Origin of the sequence: Halobellus limi, assembly GCF_004799685.1 — an archaeon.
GTDB classification, from domain to species: Archaea; Halobacteriota; Halobacteria; order Halobacteriales; family Haloferacaceae; genus Haloquadratum; species Haloquadratum limi.
The window spans coordinates 1,987,153-2,007,549 of sequence record NZ_CP031311.1; the positions used below are offsets into that span (position 1 = coordinate 1,987,153).

Annotated in this window: 18 protein-coding genes; 8 read left to right on the forward strand and 10 right to left on the reverse strand. The window is 68.9% G+C overall.

All coding sequences use genetic code 11. From position 1 onward, the window contains the following. Entirely contained in the window at positions 1-666 is a 666-nt protein-coding gene (locus DV707_RS09715) for a thioredoxin domain-containing protein (protein ID WP_103991890.1), read from the reverse strand. A 233-nt stretch (positions 667-899) separates the two neighbouring features. Here DV707_RS09715 and DV707_RS09720 point away from each other — a divergent pair, with 233 nt between their 5' ends. The 4 genes from DV707_RS09720 (at position 900) to DV707_RS09735 (ending at position 5,254) form a co-directional block, all read left to right on the forward strand. Further along, positions 900-1,100 carry a DUF1918 domain-containing protein gene (locus DV707_RS09720; protein ID WP_103991889.1) on the forward strand — a complete coding sequence of 67 codons (201 nt, stop codon included), beginning with the start codon at positions 900-902 and terminating at the stop codon, positions 1,098-1,100. A gap of 35 nt (positions 1,101-1,135) precedes the next feature. After that, positions 1,136-1,588, forward strand: coding sequence for an RNA-binding protein (locus tag DV707_RS09725; protein WP_103991888.1), 453 nt, complete (start codon positions 1,136-1,138; stop codon positions 1,586-1,588). A gap of 338 nt (positions 1,589-1,926) precedes the next feature. Further along, positions 1,927-2,886 (forward strand): glycine betaine ABC transporter substrate-binding protein, encoded by a 960-nt coding sequence (locus tag DV707_RS09730; protein ID WP_103991887.1) that lies wholly within the window; start codon positions 1,927-1,929, stop codon positions 2,884-2,886. A 1-nt stretch (position 2,887) separates the two neighbouring features. After that, positions 2,888-5,254, forward strand: a complete 2,367-nt coding sequence (locus DV707_RS09735) for a methyl-accepting chemotaxis protein (protein ID WP_103991886.1) — start codon at positions 2,888-2,890, stop codon at positions 5,252-5,254. Between the two features lie 99 nt (positions 5,255-5,353). On the opposite strand, the gene DV707_RS09740 is transcribed toward DV707_RS09735, so the two are convergent. The 9 genes from DV707_RS09740 to DV707_RS09780 form a co-directional block, all read right to left on the reverse strand. Then, complete coding sequence (locus tag DV707_RS09740) at positions 5,354-5,917, reverse strand: thioredoxin family protein (RefSeq protein ID WP_103991885.1); 564 nt, start codon at positions 5,915-5,917, stop codon at positions 5,354-5,356. 56 nt (positions 5,918-5,973) lie between these two features. Further along, a complete protein-coding gene (locus tag DV707_RS09745) occupies positions 5,974-6,399 on the reverse strand; it encodes an EamA family transporter (RefSeq protein ID WP_103992001.1) in 426 nt (141 codons plus the stop codon). A 135-nt stretch (positions 6,400-6,534) separates the two neighbouring features. Next, positions 6,535-7,785, reverse strand: coding sequence for an MFS transporter (locus DV707_RS09750; protein WP_103991884.1), 1,251 nt, complete (start codon positions 7,783-7,785; stop codon positions 6,535-6,537). A gap of 133 nt (positions 7,786-7,918) precedes the next feature. Next, positions 7,919-8,815 (reverse strand): DUF58 domain-containing protein, encoded by an 897-nt coding sequence (locus DV707_RS09755; protein WP_103991883.1) that lies wholly within the window; start codon positions 8,813-8,815, stop codon positions 7,919-7,921. A gap of 2 nt (positions 8,816-8,817) precedes the next feature. Continuing rightward, a complete protein-coding gene (locus DV707_RS09760) occupies positions 8,818-9,759 on the reverse strand; it encodes an AAA family ATPase (protein WP_103991882.1) in 942 nt (313 codons plus the stop codon). Between the two features lie 33 nt (positions 9,760-9,792). Then, entirely contained in the window at positions 9,793-10,770 is a 978-nt protein-coding gene (locus DV707_RS09765) for a DUF7502 family protein (RefSeq protein WP_103991881.1), read from the reverse strand. Continuing rightward, positions 10,763-11,119, reverse strand: coding sequence for a hypothetical protein (locus DV707_RS09770; RefSeq protein WP_103991880.1), 357 nt, complete (start codon positions 11,117-11,119; stop codon positions 10,763-10,765). Before DV707_RS09770 ends, DV707_RS09765 begins: the two co-directional genes overlap by 8 nt. Further along, the gene (locus tag DV707_RS09775; protein WP_103991879.1) at positions 11,116-13,548 is read right to left on the reverse strand and encodes a vWA domain-containing protein; all 2,433 of its coding nucleotides are present in this window, start codon (positions 13,546-13,548) and stop codon (positions 11,116-11,118) included. The genes DV707_RS09770 and DV707_RS09775 overlap by 4 nt, the downstream gene beginning before the upstream one ends. Next, entirely contained in the window at positions 13,548-15,359 is a 1,812-nt protein-coding gene (locus tag DV707_RS09780; RefSeq protein WP_103991878.1) for a vWA domain-containing protein, read from the reverse strand. The genes DV707_RS09775 and DV707_RS09780 overlap by 1 nt, the downstream gene beginning before the upstream one ends. 127 nt (positions 15,360-15,486) lie before the next feature. Between DV707_RS09780 and DV707_RS09785 the strand changes: the two genes are divergently transcribed. From DV707_RS09785 to DV707_RS09800, 4 genes are all read left to right on the forward strand, one after another. Continuing rightward, a complete protein-coding gene (locus DV707_RS09785; RefSeq protein ID WP_103991877.1) occupies positions 15,487-15,975 on the forward strand; it encodes an Lrp/AsnC family transcriptional regulator in 489 nt (162 codons plus the stop codon). Beyond that, a complete protein-coding gene (locus DV707_RS09790) occupies positions 15,972-17,135 on the forward strand; it encodes a pyridoxal phosphate-dependent aminotransferase (RefSeq protein ID WP_103991876.1) in 1,164 nt (387 codons plus the stop codon). Before DV707_RS09785 ends, DV707_RS09790 begins: the two co-directional genes overlap by 4 nt. 199 nt (positions 17,136-17,334) lie before the next feature. Beyond that, a complete protein-coding gene (locus DV707_RS09795; protein ID WP_103991875.1) occupies positions 17,335-18,156 on the forward strand; it encodes a DUF7504 family protein in 822 nt (273 codons plus the stop codon). A gap of 48 nt (positions 18,157-18,204) precedes the next feature. Beyond that, a complete protein-coding gene (locus DV707_RS09800; protein ID WP_235010779.1) occupies positions 18,205-20,391 on the forward strand; it encodes a hypothetical protein in 2,187 nt (728 codons plus the stop codon). Positions 20,392-20,397 lie beyond the last annotated feature (6 nt).

Genomic DNA, 20,397 nt, shown 5'->3' on the forward strand with positions numbered 1-20,397 from the left:
CTACAGCTGACTGTCGATCGCGGAACGGACCGCGTCCCACCCGTAGTTGTCGAGCAGTTCCCCGTTCACGTAGACCGCCGGCGTCCCGGGAATGTCTCGTTCCGATCCGGTCTGTCGATCGGCCTCGACGACCTCGCGGTAGGGCTCCTGGTCGGCGGCCGCGGCGACGGCACAGCCGTCGACGCCGAGTTCGTCGGCGAGATCGTGGACGATCTGGTACCCGTTCGCGCTCAGGTCCCCCTGGTTCTCGTAGACGCCTTCGGTGAACGAAAAGAACGTCTCGTCGTCGGCGCGGTCCTGCACCGCGCGCGCGGCGGAGGCGGCCGCCCAGGACCACGTCTCGTCGACGGGAATCGGGAAGTCGAAGAACCGATACCGGACGTCGCCGGCGTCGACGTAGTTCGACTTGATCTCCGGGTAGACCTCGGTCGTGAACGTCTGACAGTGCGGACACGCGAAGTCCTCGAACACCTCGACGGTCACGGGCGCGTCCTCGGGACCGAGCGTCGGACGGGGGAGCGACGAGACCGATTCCAGCGTGCCGACGTCGCAGCCGTCGGGCAGGTTGGCGCTTCCCGATCCCGAGCCGCCGAGACAACCGGCCGTCGCGCCGAGCGCTGCCGTTCCGCCGAGTCCAGCGAGGAAGGACCGTCGTGTGGATCGCATATCCGTGCGATGGGAGCGACGACATATATACCGTGGCGGTCTCGGACGAACCCATACCCGGCGTGCGGTCCCGGACGAACGCCCTTCAGTCGGAGCGGCGGCATCGCTCTCTGGGGGCGACGCCCCCCGCGTCGTCGCCGCGTCCGAGCGGCGAATCGCGTCTGCGTTCCTCAGACGCGTCGCGTCCGGTCGGAACCAGTCGACTTTTCACCGCCGCGGCTCCCTTCTCCGGTATGGAGTTCGAAGAGGACGACAGCGTGGTACTGCACGACAAGCACAGCGAGTTCGACGGCGAGACCGGCACGATCACGCAGGTCGTCGAGACGATGTTCGGTGACGCCACCTACACCGTCAGCTTCGAGGACGGTCAGGAGGTCGGCATCTCCGCCGATCAGCTCGACCCCGCCGACGAGGCCGACGACGACGAGGAGTAGCGGAGTTTTTCCCCGTTCGACCCGAAGCGTCGCCAATGCCCCGGATTCCGTTTCACTACGTCGATCTGCGGACCTTCTGCTACGAGACCGAAGACGAAAAGCGGGTCGAGAGCGCGCTGCGGACGTTTCTCCCCGAGGAGTTCGAGCTGACCCGAACCGAGAGCGCCGGCCACCACGGCGACCGGATCGTCGTCCTCTCCGCGCGCGTCGAGAACGCCGACGACGTCCGGCACGTCCTCGCCCGCCTGAGCGAACTCCCCGAGTTCGAGACGTTGCTCTCGGAACTCGACGAGCGCGTCACCGACAACACGGAACTGTTCCTGCGCCTCGACAAGCAAGCGGCGTTCCGCGGCGACGTCCGCCGCGGCGACGGCATCACTCTCCGCGCCAAGGTGGAAGCCTACCCCGCGACCAAGGACGCGGCCGTCGAGAACGCCCGCGAGGCGCTCGAACGGGCGGACGCGCTCGACTCCGACGCCGAATCGTAGCGCAGTGACGAATAGCGGACAGGTAGCACGGTCGGGCGACGGCCGCAGGGCGCTGTGCTACGCGACCGCGGTACGCCCCACGTCGGCGGTCAGTACACGGGATGGGTGGTCCTGCGATCGGTTATAAACATCCGGGCTCCGCCCGAGAGGCGATTGGTCGGTATGGGGTCTTCTAATGCTGTTCGTGATGTTATTGGAATCAAATTTGATAATAGGATTTCCACGAATTCTACCGCTATTTTTGGAGTATTACGGACCTTATCCTGATTACTGCAGTATTGATAGCCCTGAATATTACACGTGAGAAGGTAAATGAGAATGTTGGGAACCCCCGGCGTATGCTGAAACGGCGCGATGTGTTACGGGCGGGCTGTACGATGGGGGCGGGTGCCATCGCCGGCTGTTCGGGATCGGGGAGCCAAAGCGGCTCTTCGGGCGGATCCTCGAACGAGATAGTCGTCGGATCGAAGACGTTCGCCGAGAACCGGATTCTCGGGTATATGGCCTACGAGGCGCTCTCGGAACTGACCGACCTGCGGGTCGTCGACGAGATCGGATACGGTGCGACGTCGACGGCGTGGGAGGGACTGGTCGAGGGGCGGTTGGACCTCTACTGGGAGTATACCGGAACGCTGCGACTGACACATCCCCCGGCGCAGGAGTCCCTGATCGAGGATCCAGAAGAACAGGCCCGAGCGGCCAGAGAGAGCATCGAGTCCACTCACGACCTGGTCGTGCTGAGCCGTGCGCCGTTCAACAATACCTACACCGTCGTCACGACGCCGGAGTGGATCGACGAGACGGGGATCAGCTCCCTGGGTGCGCTCGCAGACCACGTCAACGCGGGCAACACCGACCAGACGATCGCGCTCGGACCGTCGTTCTACGACCGCGCCGACGGGTGGCCCGGACTCCTCGATCACTACGGGTTCGACCCGGCGGCCGTCGAGGAGTGGGACGAGAACGTCGAAGTGGTCTCGCTCGGTCTCACTTACGAGTTTCTCGACATCGGCCGAGCACAGCTCGGGATGGGGTTCCTCACCGACGGGCGGATCGACGTCGACGGATTGGAACCGCTAGCGGACGATGAGAGCTTCTGGCCGATCTATAGTCCGTGTCCGTGTCTCTCCGCGTCGGTCGCCGAAGCACATCCGGAGGCGCGAGACGCGCTCGACCGGATCGGTCCGAGCGTCGACGGCGCCGGAGATATACGGGAACTGAACGCGGCGGTGACGATCGATGGCCGCTCCGCGCAGAGCGTCGCGCGCGAGCACCTCGAGTCCGCGGGGGTGATCTGAGATGACAGGGCGGAGCGATCCGGGGCTCGTCACCCGACTGCTCCCCGAACGCGTCCGAGAGTCGTACCTGCTGAAGTTCGCGCTGGCGACGGGCGTCGTGCTCCTCGCGATCGGTCTCGTCGGGTACGGCGTCCAGGCGAAGACCTCCGAGACGCTCCGGGGAGACGTCAAGGAGTCGCTGACGCAGCAGACGGAGTCGGAGGCCGCGAGCCTCTCGGAGTTCATCGACAACCGGCGTGGCCCCGTTCGGTTCATCTCCGACGACGACGTCTTTCGGGGAGGAACGCGCGATGAGATCCGCTCGTATCTCCTTTCGGAGCGGAACTCGAAACTCTCCGCCGACGCGCGGAACGTCCACTTCATCGACACCCGCGAGCGACGCGTCATCACGAGTACGGACGCCGACCGTGCCGGGACAGACGTGAGCGACGCGCCGTGGTTCCGCTGGTACCAGTTCGGCGACTTCGACGATGTCGTCGTGACCGATCCGTACGAGGGTTCCGACGGGACCGCGCGGACCGCGGTCATCAGCCCCGTCACCGGCGTTTTCAACGGTGCAGTCGTCGTGACGTACGACGTCGGCGGCGTCGAGAGCCAGTTCCAGAGTCACGTCAACGGGACGTTCACCCGCGTCGTCGACTCCGGTGGCACGGTCGTCTTCGCCGACGGCGGCGCGGAGACGCTCACGCCGTATCTCGACGACGAGAACGCGAGTTCCGCCGCCGTCACCGCCGGCAGCGAGGGTGAAAGCGGCTTCCTCGCGGATCCGGCGGTGTCCGAACAGCGAGACGGTGACTACGTGGTGGCGTTCGCACCCGTCGAGGGGACCGACTGGACGGTCGTGAAAGCCTCGCCGGCGGCAAACGCCTACGGGGTGGCACGGACCGTCGAGAACGGCGTTCTCCTACTTTTGGGGATCGCTCTCGTCGGCGTCGTCGCGCTCGGTGCGACGGTCGGACACAGCACGGCCAGATCGGTCCAACGGCTCTCCGACCGCGCGGCCGCCATCGAGTCCGGCGACTATGACGTCTCAGTCGGATCCGACCGCGAGGATGAGATCGGACGGCTGTACGATTCGATCGCCGGAATGCGGGACGCGTTGGTCGACCGGATCCAGGAGGCCGATCAGGCGCAGGCGGAGGCGGAAGCGCTGACCGACCAGTTGGAGACGACTGCGAACGAGTACGGTGCAGTGATGTCCGAGTGCGCCGACGGGGATCTGACACGCCGACTCGATCCCGAGGTCGACAGCGACGCGATGCGTGCGGTGGCACGCTCGTTCAACGAGATGCTCGACGAGTGGGAGGAGACGGTCGTCTCCATCCAGACGTTCGCCGACTCCGTCGAGGCCACGAGCGCAGAGAGCGAGCGGAGCGTCGAGGAGATCGAGACCGCCAGCAGCGACGTGAGCGAGGCCGCACAGACGATCACCGACGCGACCCAGGAACAGCGCGAGCGGATCGCCGACGTGTCCGACGAGATGTCCGACCTCTCGGCGACCGTCGAGGAGATCACCTCGACCGCCGCGACCGTCGCTGCCACCGCGGACGAGACGGCGACCGCGGGAGAGGACGGCCGCGAGGCCGCGAGCGAGGCCGTGGCGGAACTCGAAGCGATCCGGGAACGGACCGATCGAGCGGTCGACGAGGTCGAGCGCCTGGACGATCGGGTGACCGAGATCGGCGAGGTGGCCGAGATGATCGGCGACATCGCCGAGGAGACGAACGTGCTCGCGCTCAATGCGAACATCGAGGCCGCCCGCGCCACGGAGGGCGGGGACGGCGACGGCTTCGCCGTCGTGGCCGACGAAGTGAAGCAGCTCGCCGAGGAGACCAAGGAATCCGCCGAGGAGATCGAATCGCTCATCGGGGACGTCACCTCCCAGACCGAGGCGACGGTCGCCGAGATGCGCGAGGTCGGAGAACGCGTCGAGGACGGCACCGAGACGGTCTCAGAGGCGCTCGGCGCCCTCGACGACATCGCTGACAAGGCCGAGGACACTAACGCCGGAGTTCAGGAGATCCGCCGAGCCACGGACCAGCAGGCCGACGCCGCACAGGAGGTCTCCTCGACGACGGACCGGGTGGCCGAGATCGCAGAGGACACCACGCGCGAGACGGAGAACGTCGCCGCCGCCGCCGAGGAGCAGGCCGCACAGGTCGAGGAGATGTCCGATCGGATCGATGAACTCGCGGACCGCGTCACAGATCTCCGTGCGGAACTGGATGCCTTCGAGACCGACGAGACGCGCGTCGAGGGGTCGGGTTCCGGGTTGACATCCCGAAGCGGCGCAGAGTCTCCTGGACTCTCAGACCGGGCGGACCAGACGGCCGTAGACGGGGGGCGCGAGGGGTCGTTCGACGGGTAATCCCGACGGCAGACTCCGGATTCGGCGGGGGAGCCGACGGGACCCGGATGCGACAGACGCAACACCGGGTCGATGATGGGACGTCCGCTGGAACGCATCTCAGTCCTCGATCCACTTGATCGAACAGCCCTGCGACGGCGTCTCCTCGACCGGGATCTCCTCGCCCGCGAGAAGCGCCTCGACGGCCTCGCGCATCTCGTAGCGCTCCGGTTCCGCGTCGGGGTTCATCGCGTCGTCGATGCGGGAGTGGAAGGCCAGCCGGAAGGCGTCGCCGTCGCGTTCGAAGAGGAACGGATCGGGCGTACAGACGGCGCCGTATTCGCGGGCGACGTCCTGGGACTCGTCGCGGAGATACGCCGTGTAGCGGATCTCGCCGGCCTCGACGCGCTCGCGCATCCGCTCGAAGGAGTCGTCGGGGTACTCCTCGGCGTCGTTCGGGTTGATCCCGACGACCGCGAGGTCGTCGTAGGACTCGCTCAGGTGGTTGAGTTCGTCGACCTTCGCTTCGGCGTAGGGGCAGTGGTTACACGTGAAGACGACGAGCAGCGCCTCGTAGTCGGCGAAATCGGCGAGCGCGTACGTCTCGCCGTCCGCGGCGGGGAGCTCGAACGCCGGTGCCTCGTCGCCGCGCGTCAGTTCGGAGTCGGATTCGACCAGGACCATACCCGACGATTGGGGCCCGAGACAAAAGTCGTGTTCGTTCCGGGGGCTCGTAATGATCACTCGACGCTGACGAGGTACACGGCGACGACGCCCAGACCGATCCCGAGCAGTTTCCGCGCGCTCACGGACTCGTTCAAGAACGCGATCCCGAGGATCGAGCTGAGGACGAGGAACATCCCGAAGATGGGCGAGACGACGCTGACGGGCCCGAGCGACAGCGCCCGGTAGTACGCGAGGATCCCCACCGTCAGGCAGACGCCCGCGAGGACGACGTAGCCGACTTTCGGATGGGTCACGTACCCCAGCGCGTCCTCCCCGTTGTAGAGGACGATGCCGGCGGTCAGGACGACCAGGATCGTGTTCGTCATCATCGTCGCGACGTTGCTCGGAATCTGCGCCGTGCCGGTCGTCGCGACCCGCATAAACGGGGCCACGAGTGAGTAGGCGACGAGCGCGAGGATCGCCCACGGGAGGTAACTCATATCCGACTCTCGGTACAGCCGCGGATTCACCGTTTCGATCGCGGTCGGCGGTTCGCCGGTCCGCCGGTCCGCCGAGGCGGGCGCAGAAGTCACCGTCGGCTCGGACCCCGGTCGGTCGATCGGCGGAAAGCACGGTCAGTCGTCGGCGGTGACCGATGCTCCCGTCGCGGTCCGTTCCGCGTCGCGGACGATACGCCAGCCGAGCGCGAGCGAGCACGCGCCAAGCGCGGCGACGACGGCGAACGATCTGGCGAGGCCGACGGCGTCGATCAGATAGCCGAACACCGGCGGCGCGACCGCGCCGCCGAGCGAGATGCCGATCGTGACGAGCGCGAAGTTCTTCCCGAGGTCGGCCCGCGCCGAGAGCGCGTCCGCCAGCGACGACCGGGCCGGTCGGGAGAGGCTGATGCTGCCGCTGAAGAGGAGCACGACCCCGAGGGCGAGCGGCGGGAGCGCGAGCGTCGCGAGCAGCGCGGCGACGACGGTCAAGAGCGCGTAGCCGACGACGACGACCGGCCCGGTTCCGATCCGGTCGGTCAGCGCGCCGCCGACGAGGATGAGGCCCGAGCCGACGACGAGCATCGCGGCGGTGAGCGCGCTCGCGGACCCATCGGGCAGCCCGTACCCCGCCGCGAGGAGACTCGGCGTGTACGTCCGAATGGCCCACGCCGACGCCGAGGTGAGAAAGGCGAGTACCGTCAGTGCGAGGATGCCGCGCGAGGCCGCGAGCGTCCGGAGGAGCGACCGGACCCGCCCCGGGACCGAACGGAGCGTCGGCCGCCGGTCGGGGCGCTCTGCGAGCCCCGGCCGCGTGATCTCGTCGTCGACGGCGCGGAAGCCGTACAGACAGTACGCCGCGTAGGCGGCTCCGAGCGCGGCCACGACGCCGACGGCGACGCGCCAGGAGAGCCCGAGCGCCGTCGTCGCGGCGACGACCGCGTAGGGCGCGGCGAGACCGACCGCGCCGCCGAAGGCGTGGGCGCTGTAGGCCCGCCCCCGATTCTCGGCGGTCGAGACCGCCGCCAGGAGCGGGTAGTGCGCCGGGTGGTGGCCTGCGACGCCGACGCCGAGGATCACCTGCGCGCCGAGCAGCCAGTAGTAGGAGGGCGAAAGCGCCGTGAGCACGGCGCCGAGGGTGCCCGTGACGAGCGAGATCCCGAGGACGAGCGTCCGGCTGTGGGCGTCAGAGAGGTAGCCGAAGGGGAGTTGGAGGGCGAGCACGACGGCGTTCTGGACGCCGATCGCGAGTCCGATCGCGGCGATACTGACGTCGAACCGCGCCGCGAGCACGGTCACGAGCGGGGCCAGCATCACGATGTAGGCGTGATTGACGAAGTGCGAGCCGGCGACCAGGCCGACGACCCGGCGATCCTGCGCGTCGGTCACGTCCGAGCGTCACCGCCGGACGGAGATATAGTCGCCGAATCCGACCGGCGACCGCGCCGTATGAGGGTCGATCGTCGAAGCGTCGGCGCTCTCGGGACGTCGACGCTCTCGCGACCTCAGCACTCTCGCGACCTCAGCGCTCTCGGGACGTCCGAGAACTCGGGGCGTCTCGCGTCGCCCACACGGCGGCGAACGCGTCGAAGAAGTCCGCGTCGGTGTCGACGACGACGTGCTCGGCGCGGTACCGCCGCGCGCGCGCCTCGACCTCGTCAACGTGGGCGGAGAGCCGCTCCCGGTAGGACTCGACGGTCGACCCCGCGAAGTACGCCCGCTGTGTCGCCCCCGTCTCGGGGTCCTCGAAGACGGTGTCGCCGACGACGTCGGGGTCGCGCTCTTCGGGGGCGACGACGTGAACCAGGAGCACGTCGGTGTCGCCGAGGGCCGCGAGGCCGTCCTCGATCGCGTCGGGATCCTCCAGGAAGTCGCTCACGACGACGACGAGCGACCGCGAGCGGATCGTCCGGGCGTACGAGGAGAGCGACTCGACGAAGTCCGTTCTATCCTCCGGGTCGATCTCGTTGACGGAGTCGAGGAGGCCGAGCAGTTCGCCCCGGGTCGACCGACCGTGATCCAGCCGCTCGAAGCCGGTTCCGATCGTCGAAAAGCGGAACGAGTCGTGCCCCGAAGCCGCGACGTACGCGAACGCGAGGCCGACGCGGGCGGCGAACTCGAACTTGTTCTCGCTCCTGTCCCCGAAGTCCATCGACGCGGAGGTATCGAGGAGGACGTGGACCGTGAGGTTCCGCTCGGCCTCGTACTGCTTGATGAAGTACTCGTCCGTCCGGGCGTAGACGCGCCAGTCGATGAGTCTGACGTCGTCGCCGGGGGTGTACCGCCGGTAGTCGCTGAACGTCAGCCCCTCGCCGACGTTCGGCGACTGCTGTTGGCCCTGCCGCCGCGAGTCGGTCCGCTGCCGCAGCGACCGCTCCAGGCGGGCGAGTTCGTCGAAGAAGGAGGGCTCGATCGCCATCGTTACAGCAGGTTCGAGACGGCGTCGTCGGGCGTCACGCCCTCGCGTTCGGCCCGGAAGTCGACGATGATCCGGTGTCTGAGCACCGGATGGGCCATCGCCTCGACGTCCTCCCAGGAGACGTGCGCCCGGCCGTCGAGGAAGGCGCGGGCCTTCGCCGCGAGGACGAGCCCCATACTGGCCCGCGGGCTCGCGCCGAACTCGACGTCTTCGGCCGTCCGCGTCGCCCGGACCAGATCGATCACGTCGTCGCGGACGTCGTCGGCGATGGGCACCTGCCGGGTCAACTGCTGGGCGCGCTGGAGGCCGTCGCGGGAGAGCACCCGGTCGACCGCGGGGTCGGGCGCGCCCGTCGTGTACCGGTCGACGATCTCGCGCTCCTCGTCGCGGGCCGGGTAGTCGACGAGGATCTTCAGGAGGAAGCGGTCGGTCTGGGCCTCCGGCAGGGGATAGGTCCCCTCCTGGTCGATCGGGTTCTGCGTCGCGAGCACGAAGAAGGGGCGCGGCAACTCGCGGGTCTCCCCGGCGGTCGTCACCTGCTTCTCCTGCATCGCCTCTAAGAGCGCCGCCTGCGTCTTCGGCGTCGCGCGGTTGATCTCGTCGGCGAGGACGAGGTTCGCGAACACCGGCCCGCGCTCGAAGACGAACTCCCGCTCTCCGTTCACCTCGCGGATGATCTCCGTCCCGGTGATGTCCGCCGGCATCAGGTCCGGCGTGTTCTGGATGCGCGAGAAGGAGAGGTCAGTCGCCTCCGCGACGGTCCTGACCAGCGTCGTCTTCCCGAGCCCGGGGTTGCTCTCGATGAGGGCGTTGCCGTCGCAGAGTAGGCAGACGAGGAGCTGTTCGACGACGTCGGACTGGCCGACGATTCGCTTTCCGACCTCCTCGCGAAGGGCGGCGAGTCTGCGCTGGATCCGGTCGATCTCCTCGTTCGTTCCGTTCATAAGTTGGCGTGCATCGGTGAGTCTCTCCGTATATCAGCCGTTCTCGGTCGTTCCGTCCGCGTCCTCGTCCTCGATCTCCCTGATCCGGAGGTTGTACTCGCGGACGAGCTCGGCGTCCTCGATCCGCTCCTCGCCGGCGAAGCCGGCCTGCTGGCTGTCGAACTCGCCGGTCCCGCCGCCCCCGCCGAACCCGTCGCCCGGGCCGGTCGGGCCGTCGCCGCCGCCCTCGCCCGTCCCCGGGACCGAGATGTTCTCGAACTCGTCGCCGGCCTCGACGTCCTCGGGGTCGCCGAGGATTTCCTCGCCGTCCTGGAGTTCGTCCTCGTCCGGTCGGTCGACCGTCGGCTCGCCGCCGCCGACGCCCAGGATCCCCGCGAGGTCGGGGTCGACGACGGCGACCTGGACGCTCGCGAGGCTCACGAGGACGACCAGCACGACGGTCACCGCCACGCGGCGCGTCTCGACGAGTTCGAGCGTCGACGTCCGGCCGAGCGTCTCGATCACGTCCCCGTAGAGCCGACGCGCCATCTCCGTGTCGGCGCCGTGGTCGACCGCGTCGCGGGCGGTCCGTAGCGCCTCGCGTATCTGAGGGTTCGCCGCCTCGAACTGCTCGACGAGCGGGCGGCGGAGCCTGAAGGCGTACTCGCCGGCGAACGCGACGACGCCGACCGCGACGGCGACGAGCGACGTCGCGCCGACCGCCCGGGGGGCGAAGTCGCCGACGAGCGGGATCGCTCCGAGCGCGTCGGCGAGGGCGGTCGGGAGACGGACGCCGACGGCGAGCCACGCGGGGTCGACCAGCGCGAGGACGAGATTCGCGAGGAGGGCGAGGAACGCGGCGTCGACCGCCGCGTGGACGACTGCGGCCTTGCGGACCTCGGTCCTGACCTCGTCGAGCGCTTCGCGGATCCGCGCCGTCGACCCGTCGGCCGCCGAGTCGGCGTCGGCTCCGGCGCTATCGTCCGCCTCAACTTCGGTTTCGGGGCCGCCGTCCCCCTCCCGATCAGACATTCTCACACTCCTCCGGGACGCTGCCGTTCTCTTCGCGCAACTGCTCGCAGACCTCGGAGAGGCCCTCTCTGTACCCGTCGCGCTCGGACCGGACCGCAGAGAGCGTCTCGTTCGCGGCCGCCAGTTCCGACTCCAGGCCGCTCACCTGCGACTCCAGCGAGTCGATCCGGTCGCGAGCGGAGCGGAGGTCCTCGCGGAGCTGTTCGTTCTGTGACCGCAACTGCTCGTTCTGGGCCTCGACCTCGGAGACGCCGGACTGAAAGAGCACCGTGGCTCCGACCGTCCCCGCGGCGAGGACGAGGAGGGCGGCGACGAGCGCGAGGTTCAGTCGGCGACCGACGTACGTCACGGGAGGCCTCCGTCGGAGGTGGTCGTTCGGCGACGAACTTGAAGCCGCCGATAGCTCACTTCGGCCGTGAAGGCGAGCAGCCCGGTCAGGAGGAACAGCCACGTCCAGTCGGTCTTCACGGGCTCGACGCCGCGGGCGCGCTGGCTCGCGAACCGGGCGATTTCAGCGCCCTGCGCGGCGGTGAACTCCCGGCCGCCGGTGTCGTCGACGAGCGCGTCGAGCGCCGGATCCGGTCCGAACGCGGCGTACTCCCGCGGGTAGTTCGCGGCGTAGGTGGCGCCGAGGACATCGTGGTAACCCGTCTCCTCGGGCGTCACCGTCGCCTGGAACGTCTCCTCGCCGACCCGCCGGAACGATGCCCCTTCAGCCTCGGGCCGCTCCGTGCCCCGGTACGTCGCGGTCGTCGACTCGCCCACCCGGGTGTCGGGGATGCCGGTGATCCCGGTCGCCTTCCGCTCGGGGTCGCCGACGGCGTAGTTCGTCGTCCGCGTCACGAGCAGCGAGTCGGGCTCGCGGAGCAGGCCGTCGAGCGTCCCGTCCTCGCCGTGGGCGGTGAGCGTCGCCACCCGGCCGAGCCCGTAGCGCCACGTCGCGAGCGCCGGCTGGCCGTTGCCGCCGGCGACGAGGAAGTCCGCGCCCTGCCGGACGGAGACGTCGTTGAACGCCCCCGGCGACGACGTCAGCGTGACGCCTCTGGTGACGAACGCCCGCCGGTCGAGGACGATCAGTTCGGACGCGCCGGCCGCGCCCGAGCCGCCGAAGAGGATGCCGAGCCGGGTGGTCTCGGTCGCGCGGAAGTAACTGCCGCTGCCCGCGCCGGCGATGGTCCGCAGCGTGCGCTCGTTGACGCGCTCGCCGGCCCCGACGGTGACGACGCGGACGCCGCGCTCGGACAACCGGGAGGCGACGCCGGCGGCCTCGTCGGGGCTGTCGTGACCGTCGCTGACGACGATGATCGCCCCCGGGCGGTCCCCGAGGAGTTCGCCCCCGCCGCGGACGCCCGCGGCGATGTCGGTCGCGCCGCCGGCGCGGAGCCTGCGGATCTTGTCCTCGAGTTGCCCGCGGTTCTCCGAGAGGGGTTCGACGTCGGCGACGCGGTAGGCCTGGAAGTTGAAGCCGACGATCCCGACCTCGTTCTCGTCGCCCAACTGGTCGAGCACCGAGAGCGCCGCGGACTTCTGGATCGCCATCCCCTCCTGGGCGCTGCCCGACACGTCGACCGCGAGGACGATGTTCGTCGCCCGGGCCTGTCCCTCGCCGGTCGTGACCGGGAGCATCGACGCGAGGTTCGAGCCCTCGTAGCCGCCGCTCTCGAAGGAGTTGGGGCCGCCGACGACGAACAGGCCGCCGCCGTCGATGACGAACCGCTGGAGGCGGTCGACGTTCCCCACCGAGTCGGCCGGCGCGTCCTGAACGACGACGGCGTAGTACGGCGAGAGGTCCTCGGGCACCTCCTCGGCCGTGTCCACGTCGTAGAGGTCACCCAGGTAGTCGCGGAAGGGGTACTCGCCGGGCGAGACGTACAGGATCTTCGGCCGTTCGACCACGCGGACGGTCTTCCGGAAGACGTCGTTCTCTCCGAACCGATCGGTCGCGTCGATCTCGGCGGTGATCGTGTGGCTCCCGGTCGACTCGAACGTGTGGTTGAACTCGGCCGTCCGCGGCGCGTCCTCGAAGGACCGTTCGAGCACCCGCTCGCCGTCGACGCGAACCGCGAGCGTCGTCGACGTGTTCGGACCGACGCCGTCGACGCGGGCCGCGAAGGCGTTCTCGACGCCGAGGCTCACCTTCTCGGGGCCGGCGACGGTGACGTACCGCTCGGTAGTCCGCGGTTCCGGCGAGACCACGGAGACCGTGGCGTTGACAGAGCGCGCGAGGGTCGCCGCCTCCGGCAGGGACTGACCGCTCGTCACCCGGCCGTCGCTGAGGAGCACCAGATTGCCGTCCTCCTGCACGTTCGCCCCGACGGCGTCGCCGACCGGCGAGGAGTCGTCCGTGCCGACGGGGACGCGCCGGACGGAGACCCCCTCGGCCTCGATCGACTCGGTGATCCGGTCGGCGACGTTCGGCGTCACCGCCGTGCTGTCGGACTCGTCGACGAGCAGCGTCACGCTGGGGTCGCCGGCGGTCAGTTCCGACTGGACGGTGTAGGGTCCGGCCGCCGAGAGGACGACCAGCGCGACGACGGCGACCCGGGCGGCGAGGAACCAGCGCCTGGAGCGCTCAGACGCCGTCCCGTCGGCCTCGCGGAAGACGAGCGCCCAGAGCGCGAGGGCCGCGAGCGGCAACGCGAGGAGTAACAGCGGCCGTTCGAGGCCGACCGAGAGAGCCTCCGTGAGTTCGACGGAGACGGCGAGTGGGGAGAGAGACTGCGTCGAGAGCAGGGCCTCGGTATAAACCGATGGCGGCGATACGAAACCCCCCAGCATCACAGATCACCCCGCCGGCGGAGGAAGGCGACCTCGCCGAGCGCGACGGCGACGATCCCGAGAGCGACCCACTCGGTCAGCGGTCCCGGCACGGTCCGCTCCTCCTCTCTCGTCGTCGGGGCGCCGCCGGCGTCGGAGTCGACCGGCGCCGCCGACACGTCGGACTCGGCGGGATCGAGCAGCGACGCGCTGTACCGACTGCCGTCGGCGACGTAGAAGCCGGCGGCGGCGGCGTCGATCCGCGACGCCGTCACCTCGCCGCGCGGCGTCTCGATCGTCGTCTCGTTGCCGAAGGAGAGGCCCGCTCCCGTCTCGCGGTTCAGGTCCGAAAGCGACTCCCGATCCGCGAGCGCGTAGACGCTTCGCTTCCAGAAGATCGGGTACTCGAAGTCGTACTTGAACGACGATCCCGACTCGACGTAGCCGTAATAGAGGATCCGGCCGCCGCCCCGACTCTCGGTCGCGACGATCGGCGTGCCGTCGTTCGTCGAGACGAGCGCCCGTCCCGATCGCAGGTCGCCGCGGACGTACCGCTCCGGCGGCGGGAACGTGATGTCACGCGTCAGTTCGTCCGCCGCGGGCGTCGCGAGCGTCGGGTTCGAGCCCATCCCGTCCGGAGCGATCAGGAGCAGGTCGCCGTATGCGTCGACCGGCATCGACCCGTCGGCCTGGACGCCGACGCCGCCGTCCGCGGCGAGGGCGTCGCGGCCGGCGGCGACGTGTGCGTCGCGGATCTCGTCGGCGTCGACGTTGCTGTAGAGCACGACGTCGTAGGTCTCCTCGGGCGGGTCGGGGATTGAGTCCGGCGGCTCGACGACCGTCAGTTCGACCGGATCGATCACCGACAGCGCCGTCGTCAGGTAGCGGTTCTCGTCGTTCGTCACGAGGAGCACGTCGACGGCGGCGTCCTCGGGCGCGGCCACGTAGGCGACGTCGTCGGTGGGAAAGGAGTCGCCGGGCGAGAGTCGGACCTCGCCGCCGCCGGCGGGGACCGGGAGGGTGACGCTGCGGACGTCGCCGGGCGCGAGCGAGACGGTCTCCTCGGCCTCGCCCAGCGAGACCCGACGGGTGACCTCCTCGCTTCCGGAGTTCTGTACCGAGACCGTCACTTCCTCGCCGGAGAAACTCCGGTCGACGATACCGACGTTGTCGTCGCCGCCGCCGTCGAACTGCCGGAGGTCGACCGTCAGCCCGCGGGCGCGGGCTGATTGCACGGCGGCCTCCCAGTCATCGTCGCCGGCGAAGTCGCTGAGGACGACGACGCGCGCGTTCTCGCCGGCGAGACTCGATCCGCGCGCGATCGCCGTTCGGAGGTCTCCCGGAGCGTCGGTGGCGCGGAGGTCCGAGAGCGTCTCCGCCGCGTCGCCCGCGGTCCCGGCCCTGAGCGCGATCGAGGACTCCCCGTCGACGACGACCACGGAGGTCGTCGAGGTGGTCTCCTCGCGTGCGGCGGCGACGGCGCGGTCGAAGCGCGTCGTGCCACCAGTCTCGACGTTCATACTCGCGCTGGCGTCGACGACGAGGACCGTCTCCTCGACGGTCTCAGATTCCGAGACCGGGACGTACGGCGCCGCGAGCGCCGTCGCGAAGAGGACGATCGCGAGCAGTTGGAGCAAGAGCAGGGCGCTGCGCTTCAGGCGTTCCAGCAGCGGTCTCGAAGACGACGTGCCGTCGGCGTCGGTCAGAAAGCGGACCGTGGGAAGGGTCACGCGCCGCGGATCCGGACGAACCAGATACAGGAGGACGACGGGAACCGCAGCGAGGAGGGCGGCGAGTCCGAGCGGGGAGAGGAAGGCGTCCGAGAGGGCCATCGTGCGTGAGGCGGTCCCCCGGGGTATTGTGCCTTTCCCACCCGCGGCGAGGAAGCGGACCTCTCGTCCCGTTGCCGTCCCGGACGGGAGAGCAAACCCTTTCAATCGGGGCCGCTTCGGGTCGCGTATGGAAGCGAAGCGGGAACTGCTCGACCTGTTGCTGAGCGACGCTCGACAGAGCACCGAGGACATCGCGCGACAACTCGGCGTGGACGCAGCAACGGTCGAGAAACTGGTCGACGAACTGGAGTCCGAGGGGGCGGTCCGCGGCTACCAGGCGGTCGTCGACTGGGACAGCGTGGACGAGGAACACGTCCGCGCGGAGGTCGAGTTGAACGTCGAACTCGACCGCGAGACCGGCTACGAGGAGATCGCGCGGCGCATCGCGAAGTTCCCCGAGGTGTCCTCGCTGCGGCTCATCTCCGGCAGTTACGACTTCGCCGTCGACGTCGAGGGCGAGTCGATGCACGACGTCTCGAACTTCGTCTCCGAGCAGATCGCGCCGATCCCGGAGGTCACCCAGACGGTGACGCACTTCGTGATGACGACGTACAAGGAGCGCGGCGTCTACTTCGGCGACGGCGACGACGACGACCGCCTCGCCGTCTCGCCATGACGGAGAACGCGGATCGGCTCTCCCGGCGGGCCAGGGAGACGCCGCCCTCGGGGATCAGGCGGTTCTTCGAACTCGCCGAGGAGATGGACGACCTCGTCTCCCTCGGCGTCGGTGAGCCCGACTTCTCCGCGCCGTGGGCGGCCCGAGCGGCGGCGATCGACTCCCTGGAGCGGGGGCGGACGTCCTACACGGCGAATCGGGGGCGACGGGACCTCCGCGAGCGGATCGCAGCCCACGTCACGCGATACGACCTCTCCTACGATCCCGACGACGAGATCCTCGTCAGCACGGGCGCGAGCGAGGCGGTCGACCTCGCAATGCGCGCGCTCATCGACCCCGGCGACGCCGTCGCGGTCCCGCAGCCCTCCTACATCTCCTACGGGCCGACGGTGACGTTCTCCGGGGGCGAGGTCGTGCCGGTAGAGACCCACGCGGAGAACGACTTCGTCCTCACGTACGAGGACCTCGAACGCGCCGGCGCCGACGAGGCGTCGATCCTCGTGCTCTGTTACCCGAACAACCCCACGGGCGCGGTGATGACGCGCGAGGAACTCGCGGAAGTTGCGGAGTTCGTCCGCGAACACGATCTCTTCGTCCTCTCCGACGAGATCTACGCGGCGCTCCGCTACGAGGACGAGCACGTCTCGATCGCGACGCTACCGGGGATGCGCGAGCGGACCGTCGTGTTCAACGGCTTCTCGAAGGCGTACGCGATGACGGGGATGCGGCTCGGGTACGCGCTCGGTCCCTCCGAGGTGATCGACGCGATGAACCGGATCCACCAGTACACGATGCTGTCGGCGCCGACGACCGCGCAGTTCGCCGCCATCGAAGCGCTCGACTCCTGCGACGGGGCCGTCGAGGAGATGCGCCGGGAGTTCGACCGCCGTCGACAGTTCGTCATCTCGCGGTTCAACGAGATCGGGATGGACTGCTTCGAGGCGAAGGGCGCGTTCTACGTCTTCCCGAAGTGCCCGCCCGGCTGGGAAGACGACGAGGCGTTCGCGGAGGCGCTCATCCGCGAGGAGCGCGTCGCGCTCGTCCCCGGCCGCGTCTTCGGCGACGGGGGCGCGGGACACCTCCGCGTGTCGTACGCGTCCAGTATGGGCGAGTTGAAGGAGGCGCTGAACCGGATCGAATCGTTCGTCGAGGATCGCTGAGTTCGTCGTCGCGAGGGATTGAACCCCGTCGTCGCGGGGGGTTGACCCCTGTCGTTGCGAGGAATTTCCCCTCGTCGTCGTGAGGGCTCGCCTCTTTCGTCGGGCACGACCGACCTCGCGGCCGATTCGACGGACGCCGGCCGCGCAAACGTTTCGTATCACAAACTATTACTTCGGTCGATGCGTAGAGTTGCGACGAATGCACACAGGTGGCGGTACCGACGGGAGCACCGTCGGTGCCACTGTGGGCGTCGCGACCGCCCTCGACGATCTGAAATCCCGCGGCAGCGCGCTCTTGGTCGTCGGAACCGTGCCCGAAGACGTCTACAACCGAGTCTCCGCGTGTCTCCTCGGCGGGGACGCCGACGCGGACCGCCGGCGACTCGTCGTCGAACGCGGGTCCGGATCGGAGATCCGGTTCGACCGGATCGATCGCTGGACGCCGGAGTGGACGCGGATCCTCAGCGTCGACGTCGCCGCGCGAAGCTCGGCGGCGGACGCGTCGGGAGCGGCCGGTGACGGCGACCGGTTCGGCCCGGGCGCCTCGCCGGGCTACCCGTCGCCGACCGCCTCGCCGACTCCGACGTCCGACTCGACGTCGTTCGACGCGTACGGCGGCGATCCGACCCCGGACGACGCGACGGTCACAGTCGAGGGGTCGATCGTCGACCTCGGCGTCGAGATCGGGACGGCGATCCGCGAGTTCGACGCCGTCGCGGGCGACCTCGACCCCGGCGAGTTACGCGTCGCGTTCGACTGCGTGGCCGCGTTGCTCTCGGAGTACGACAGACGGACGGTGTTTCGCTTCTTGCACGTGCTCGCGAACGACGTCAGATCCGTCGAGGGGATGGGGCACGTCCGGGTTCCCGAACCGATCGATTCGGAGGTCGTGCGCCTCTTCGCCCCGCTCTTCGACGCGATCGTCGAGCTGCGACTCGACGGCAGAGAGCCACAGCAGCGCTGGCATCTCCGTGACGCCGATCTCACCTCGGAGTGGCTGCCGGTCGACGACGGGCGGTAGCACCGGCCACCAGTACGCTTTTTGCGGCGTAAGTGATGTATTGTCACGATGGAAGGGCTCGGCGGCCGCACGACGCCAGGGGGGGAGCCGACGGGGTCGACCGGTTCAGATCACCTCCAGGTCGAGTTCGATAGCTCGACCGGACGGACCGAACTCGAAGTCTCCGATCCGATCGAACGGAGTCAGTTCGTGCTCTCCTCGCCCGATCCGATGCGGATCAGATCGGCGGATCCGGACGCGTTCCGGTTTCCGGCCGACGGGGCGGTGAGCGTCCGAACCGACCGGTTAGACCTCGAGACGGTCGTGTCGGTCTGTGTTCGCGACGGCGAGGGGGACATGATCGCACAGGCCGAGCACTTCGCCGACGAGACGTTTCCGCGTGGGACCTACAGCGTCGAACTGTTCGCCCCGATCAAACTCTACCTCCGGGTCGACTCGTCGCTGCGCGTGGTCTCGGACGCGGCGCGGACGCGGGTGGAGTTCGGCGAGGAGACCGACGTGCTCGTCGGGGCCCGATCCCACCACAAGCGCCCGGCGGCGACCATCCGGACGACGGACCGGCCGCGGGACGCGATGCGTGCGGTGTCGCTTCTGGGGTCGGCGCTGAAGACGACGAGCGTCGAGCGGTCGTATCCGACGCTTCGCGGGCATCCGCCGCTCATCGAGCGCGGGGACCGGTTCGAGGCGCCCGACGGACTGGAGCCACCGGAGACGGACGTCACGATCGAACTGCCCGAGACGCGCGGACACGTCTACGCCGCCGCGCCGCTTGCGTACTACCTCGGTGCGACCGTCGTCCCCGGAGACGCCCCGCGGATCGTGACCGAAGGCGGATTCAGCCACGACCTCGACGGCGGAGGCGGGTTCGAGGCGTCCGTCGAGCGCGTGCTCAAGCAGACGTTCTTCCTGGACTGTCTCACCCGGACCGAAGGCTACTATCAGGTCGACCTCCACGAGCGGCGGACGCTCGAACCGACCCTCGGGCTGGACTTCGCGGACCTCTACGACCGCTCGATCGGCGAACAGCTCGAGGCGTATCTGGACGTCCCCTACGAGCTCGTCGAGTCCGAGGTTCCCGACTGGAAACTGACCGCGCACGTCGCGCCCTCGGCGTCGAACGTCGAGGTGCTGCCGTTCGTCGCGAACGACCTCGCCGTGGTGACGACGCCGCAGTCCGAACCGACAGCCGGGTCGGCGGTCCAGGCGAGTGCCGTCGAGGAGTTCGTCCGCGGCCCCCCGGAGCCGACGGCGACGCCGCCGAGGACCGGGGAGTTCACGCGGAGCGCGAGCACGCGAAGCCGGGACGCCCGAACCGCCGGCATCGAGCGGACGTACGTCCAGCCGCCCGAGACGGACTCGCTGGAACAGGCGTGGCTCGGTCCGGGGATTCCGATCGGCGCGAGCAAGGCGTCCCTGCAGGCGTATCGGAACCGGCTGACGCGAGAGCCGATCGAGGGCGACATCGGGATCACCGTCGTCTGCAACGACCCGCGGATGGCCGAGGAGCGCGACGCCGTCGAGGCCGTGTACGGGTCCCGCGAGGAGCTGCCGTTCGACATCCGGACGCACTACGAACTGACCGTCGAGGAGCTCCGAGCGGTGCTGGCGGACGAGACGGAGTTCCTCCACTACATCGGCCACATCGACGAGGACGGCTTCCAGTGTCCGGACGGCGCACTCGACGTGACGAGCATCGAGACGGTCGGCGTGGACTCGTTTCTCCTCAACGCGTGTCAGTCCTACGAGCAGGGGATGGAACTCATCGAACGGGGGGCGATCGCCGGCATCGTCACGCTCAGCGACGTCGTCAACAGCGGCGCGGTCGACATCGGCCGGAGCCTGGCTCGGCTGTTGAACTACGGGTTCCCGATCCGGATCTCGCTGGATCTGGCCTGTAAAGACAGCTACATCGGGAGCGACTACATCGTCGTCGGCGACGGGAGCTTCTCCGTGGCACAGGTCCAGGCGATGCTCCCGAATACGGGGATCATAACGAGGGACGGCGAAGAGTATCTCCTCGAATACGTCACCTACCCCGCCGCGGAGTTCGGCCTGGGGAGCCTCGTCAGTCCGTACGTGTCCGGCAACGAGAGCCACTACCTGTCGTCGGGGACGATCGATACGTTCCGGTTGTCGCACGAGGAGCTCGCGGACTTCCTGGCGCTAGAGAATATACCCGTACTGATCAATGGGCGGCTCCGGTGGAGCGATACCGTCGATTTCGAGGATCTGTAATCCGAT

Excerpts from the sequence above, each read along its gene's own strand:
- DV707_RS09715 (WP_103991890.1), bottom strand. The coding sequence starts at position 666 with ATGCGATCCACACGACGGTCCTTCCTCGCTGGACTCGGCGGAACGGCA.
- DV707_RS09720 (WP_103991889.1), top strand. The coding sequence starts at position 900 with ATGGAGTTCGAAGAGGACGACAGCGTGGTACTGCACGACAAGCACAGC.
- DV707_RS09725 (WP_103991888.1), top strand. The coding sequence starts at position 1,136 with ATGCCCCGGATTCCGTTTCACTACGTCGATCTGCGGACCTTCTGCTAC.
- DV707_RS09730 (WP_103991887.1), top strand. The coding sequence starts at position 1,927 with ATGCTGAAACGGCGCGATGTGTTACGGGCGGGCTGTACGATGGGGGCG.
- DV707_RS09735 (WP_103991886.1), top strand. The coding sequence starts at position 2,888 with ATGACAGGGCGGAGCGATCCGGGGCTCGTCACCCGACTGCTCCCCGAA.
- DV707_RS09740 (WP_103991885.1), bottom strand. The coding sequence starts at position 5,917 with ATGGTCCTGGTCGAATCCGACTCCGAACTGACGCGCGGCGACGAGGCA.
- DV707_RS09745 (WP_103992001.1), bottom strand. The coding sequence starts at position 6,399 with ATGAGTTACCTCCCGTGGGCGATCCTCGCGCTCGTCGCCTACTCACTC.
- DV707_RS09755 (WP_103991883.1), bottom strand. The coding sequence starts at position 8,815 with ATGGCGATCGAGCCCTCCTTCTTCGACGAACTCGCCCGCCTGGAGCGG.
- DV707_RS09760 (WP_103991882.1), bottom strand. The coding sequence starts at position 9,759 with ATGAACGGAACGAACGAGGAGATCGACCGGATCCAGCGCAGACTCGCC.
- DV707_RS09765 (WP_103991881.1), bottom strand. The coding sequence starts at position 10,770 with ATGTCTGATCGGGAGGGGGACGGCGGCCCCGAAACCGAAGTTGAGGCG.
- DV707_RS09775 (WP_103991879.1), bottom strand. The coding sequence starts at position 13,548 with ATGCTGGGGGGTTTCGTATCGCCGCCATCGGTTTATACCGAGGCCCTG.
- DV707_RS09780 (WP_103991878.1), bottom strand. The coding sequence starts at position 15,359 with ATGGCCCTCTCGGACGCCTTCCTCTCCCCGCTCGGACTCGCCGCCCTC.
- DV707_RS09785 (WP_103991877.1), top strand. The coding sequence starts at position 15,487 with ATGGAAGCGAAGCGGGAACTGCTCGACCTGTTGCTGAGCGACGCTCGA.
- DV707_RS09790 (WP_103991876.1), top strand. The coding sequence starts at position 15,972 with ATGACGGAGAACGCGGATCGGCTCTCCCGGCGGGCCAGGGAGACGCCG.
- DV707_RS09795 (WP_103991875.1), top strand. The coding sequence starts at position 17,335 with ATGCACACAGGTGGCGGTACCGACGGGAGCACCGTCGGTGCCACTGTG.
- DV707_RS09800 (WP_235010779.1), top strand. The coding sequence starts at position 18,205 with ATGGAAGGGCTCGGCGGCCGCACGACGCCAGGGGGGGAGCCGACGGGG.